Annotated in this window: 2 protein-coding genes; one reads left to right on the top strand and one right to left on the bottom strand. The window is 67.3% G+C overall.

The genetic code is table 11. The annotated features are described in order from the left end of the window. Positions 1 to 1,424: amidohydrolase family protein (locus MB1_RS24690; RefSeq protein WP_066913745.1), on the bottom strand; the 1,424-nt coding region annotated here is incomplete at its 3' end. Between the two features lie 135 nt (positions 1,425 to 1,559). On the opposite strand from MB1_RS24690, the gene MB1_RS24695 reads away from it, so the two are divergent. Beyond that, a partial coding sequence (locus MB1_RS24695; protein WP_084352659.1) for an MGH1-like glycoside hydrolase domain-containing protein occupies positions 1,560 to 4,303 on the top strand: 2,744 nt, incomplete at its 3' end.

The following is a 4,303-nucleotide window of genomic DNA, read 5'->3' on the forward strand; positions in this document are numbered from 1 at the left end:
TTCAGTATCTCCAGATCGTCCTGCCACTGCCGCAGCTGTGGTCCGCGCTCGCGCAGTTCCGCCAACACCTCGTTCTCGTCGATCGTGGTGATCCGGCCGTCCTCGACCACGACGGCGCCGTCGACGAGCACCATCTCGATCGACGACCCGTTCTCCGAGTAGACCAACTGCAGATCCGGCCGCCCGCGCGGGGTGAAGGCGAGGGAATTCATGTCGTAGATCACCAGATCGGCGCGCTTGCCCTCCTCGACGCTGCCCACCGCGTCTCCGAGGCGGGCCGATCGGGCGCCGCCGAGGGTGCCCGCGGTCACCACCTCCGCCGCGGTCGACCAGCGACGGTAGTCCGGACCGGTCACCTTGTGCAGCAACGCCGCCGCCTTGACGACCTCCGACATCCGGGCGGTATCGGAACTCGACATCCCGTCGGTGCCGAGCCCGACGTTGATGCCGCGGTCGAGATACTTGCGCCACGGCGCGATCCCCGAACCGAGCTTCAGGTTCGACAACGGATTGTGCGACAGCGACGCACCGGTATCGGCCAGGATGTCCAGATCGGCGTCGGTCAGCCAGATTCCGTGCGCGATGGTGACATGTTCGTCGAGAACGCCCAGCGAGTGCAGGTATTCGACCATCGTGCGGCCGTAGAACTCCTCGGCCGTCACCGCCTGGGTGCGGGTCTCGAGCACGTGGGTGTGGAATTCGAGGTCGTAGCGGCGCGCGAGTTGCGCCGCTCCCACCAACAATTCGGGGCTGCACCGTTGTGGCGCGGACGGGCCGACCATGAACCGCAGCCGCCCGCCCGCCACATCGCGATAGCGTTCGGCGGCCTCCGCCGCGAATCGCAGGTATTCGTCGTCGGAGGCTACCGGCAGGGCGTCGATCCGTTCGCGCAGCTCCGGCTCGGTGACCTCGGCCAGGAACGGATGATGCCGCAGGAAGGGCGCATCGGTGACATGCCCGGAGATATTGGCGCGTATGCCGATCCGCCCGTACGCGTCGAAGACGGCGGCGAGCTGATCCTCGGTCTGCCCGGGGACCTCCAGGACGTCGTCGACGAGGGTGGTCACCCCGTTGTGCAGCGACTCGATCGCCACCAGTAACGACCGCAACCGGATCAGGTCGGCGGGCAGCGGCTCGAGCCCCAGCAGCGGATAGGACAGCAGGAGCCAATGCTCGAGCGGCAGATTGTCGATCCGCGCCCGGAACAGCGCCTCCCAGGAGTGGGTATGGGCGTTCACCCAGCCCGGGACCACCAGCCGATCGGCCCCGGGGATCACGCGCTCGCCGGGCTCCGGGGGTAGATCCGCGGCGACCCGGGTGATCACCCCGTCGCGGATCCGGATCGAACGGGTGATCGGCGTAGCTCCGTGCTGCGCGTCGATCGGTAGGACGGTGGCCCGATCGATCAGCAGATTGGTTGCCATCGGGCCGACGATACCGAGGGCCGATCGGTCGACGCTCGACGTACGCAGAGTTCACCGGGGGTTAATGACACGCCCGAGAGTGGCGCCTGTAACCCTCCCGACACAGGGATCCAGCAGGATCGACACGTGAACGACATGCCGCCTGCCGACTCCGAGCACTCCGAAGCCGTGGAGCCAACGGACGCCCCGGGCACCGATGCCGCCGGACACCCGCTCAGCGCCGAGCACGCTCGATTGGCCGAATCCCCGGGAACCAACGGCCCGTGGCGGCTGTGGGGGCCCTACCTGGCCGGACGGCAGTGGGGGACCGTGCGCGAGGACTACTCCGGGGACGGCAACGCGTGGTCGTCGTTCCCTTTCGACCACGCCTACGCCCGCGCCTTTCGGTGGGGTGAGGACGGTCTCGGCGGTATCTGCGACCGCTACGGATTCGTGAACTTCGGTGTCGCGCTGTGGAACGGCAAGGACCCGATCCTCAAGGAACGCCTCTTCGGGCTGACCAACGAGGAGGGCAACCACGGCGAGGACGCCAAGGAGTACTGGTGGGCGATCGACGGCACGCCGTCACATTCGTGGATGCAGTGGCTCTACCGGTACCCGCAGGCCGAGTACCCGTACCAGCAGCTGCGCGAGGAGAACGCCAAGCGCGGCTACGACGATCGCGAGTACGAGCTCTCCGATACCGGGGTACTCGCCGAGAACCGCTTCTTCGACGTGTTGATGACGTACGCCAAGGCATCCCCCGAGGACCTGTGCATCCGCATCTCGGTCACCAACCACGGTCCCGAGGCGGCGCCGCTGGATCTGCTGCCGACGCTGTGGTTGCGCAATACCTGGTCGTGGGGCCGCGACGGGCGTCGATCGGTGATCTCCCAGCTGGTCCCGCCCGCCCTCGAGGCCGCCGGCATGGAGGCGGTGCAATGTGAGCACGGCCAGTTGGGGACGTACTTCCTGGCCGCCGAGGGTGCGCCGGAGGCGTTGTTCACCAACAACGAGACCAACGCGGTCGCCCTCTTCGGGCCCGACGCGAAGAACCTCTCGTCCTATACGAAGGACGGCATCAACAACCGCGTCGTCCACGAGAAGCGATCGGCGGTCAACTCCGCCCTCGAGGGCACCAAGGTGGCCTTCTGGTACCACTTCGACGCGATCGCTCCCGGTGAGACCGTCTCGGTCAATCTGCGCCTGAGCCACGACACCCCGAGCAGCGATACCTTCGGGTCGGGCTTCGCGGCGGTGCTGTCGGATCGCAAGGACGAGGCCGACGACTTCTACTCGCACGTCATCCACGGCAGCATGCCGCCGGAGGACCGGCACGTCGCCCGCCGGGCCTACGCCGGATTGCTGTGGGGCAAACAGCTCTACCGCTACGACGTCCAACAGTGGGCCGAGGGGGATCCGACCAGCCCGCCCGTCGCCGATCAGCGGGCGGGGATCCGCAACGAGCACTGGCAGAACGTGTCGATCGCCGATGTGATCTCGATGCCGGACGAGTGGGAGTACCCCTGGTTCGCCGCCTGGGATCTCGCCTTCCACGCGATCCCGCTCGCCCACGTCGACCCGGAGTTCGCCAAGGAACAGCTGCTGTTGATGTGCCGCGAATGGGCGATGCACCCCAACGGCCAACTACCGGCCTACGAATGGGAATTCGGCGATGTCAACCCGCCGGTGCACGCCTGGGCGGCCTGGCATGTCTACAGGCTCGACGGCTACCGCGACCGCGAATTCCTGGTGCGGGTGTTCACCAAGCTGCTGCTGAACTTCTCCTGGTGGGTCAACCGCAAGGACTCCAGCGGTAACAACATCTTCGAGGGCGGCTTCCTCGGGATGGACAACATCGGCCTGTTCAACCGGTCCGCGCCGCTGCCGCCGGGGTTCCGTCTGGAGCAGTCCGACGCCACCGGCTGGATGGCGTTCTACTGCCAGCAGATGTTCAAGATCGCCCTCGAACTCGCCCGCACCGAGCGGGCCTGGGACGACGTGGCGACCAAGTTCCTCGAACACTTCCTGTCGATCGCCAAGGCCACCAGCCAATTCGGCTCCCGCAATATCTCCTTGTGGAACGAGGAGGACGGCTTCTTCTACGACGTGCTGGTGCACCCGGACGGTCGGGCCCCACATATGCGGGTGCCGTCGATGGTCGGGCTGCTGCCGCTGCTCGGGGCGACCGAGGTGCCGCCGTGGATGACCACGGAATGCCCGGATGTCACCGCCCGGCTGCGGTGGTTGCAGCACCGGCGCCCGGATCTGGTGGGCCCCGTGTTGACCCGCTCGACCCCCGAGGGGCGCCGCACGATGCTCTCGATGGTCGACCCGGACCGCCTCAAGCGCATCCTCGAGCGGATGTTCGATACCGAGCAGTTCCTGTCGCCGTTCGGTATTCGGTCGCTGTCGGCGGCGGTGCGCGACGGGTTCACCGCCGAGATCGACGGGCAGGCGGTGTCGATCTCCTACGAACCGGGCGAGTCGCGCTCGGGGATGTTCGGCGGAAATTCCAACTGGCGCGGCCCGATCTGGTTCCCGGTCAACGTCCTGCTCGCCGACAAGTTGCGCACCTACGGAAGGCATTTCGGCGATTCGTTCACCATCGAACTGCCGAAGGGGTCCGGCAACAAGCACACCCTGACCGACCTGGCCGACCTGATCGACGACGGCCTGACCGCCCTCTTCCGCCCGGTCAACGGCAAGCGCCCCTCCGACGGCCAACGAATCGAGGCGTCGGACAATCCGCTGTGGAGCGAACATCCGACGTTCTGCGAGTACTTCGACGGCGATACCGGCGAGGGCCTGGGCGCCACCCACCAGACCGGCTGGACCGCGCTGGTCGCCCACCTCCTCAACCCCCGGCTGCCCCCCGATCCCCGCTCGATGGGCTGGGG

The sequence above is a fragment of the Millisia brevis NBRC 105863 genome (assembly GCF_001552615.1).
GTDB classification, from domain to species: domain Bacteria; phylum Actinomycetota; class Actinomycetes; order Mycobacteriales; family Mycobacteriaceae; genus Millisia; species Millisia brevis.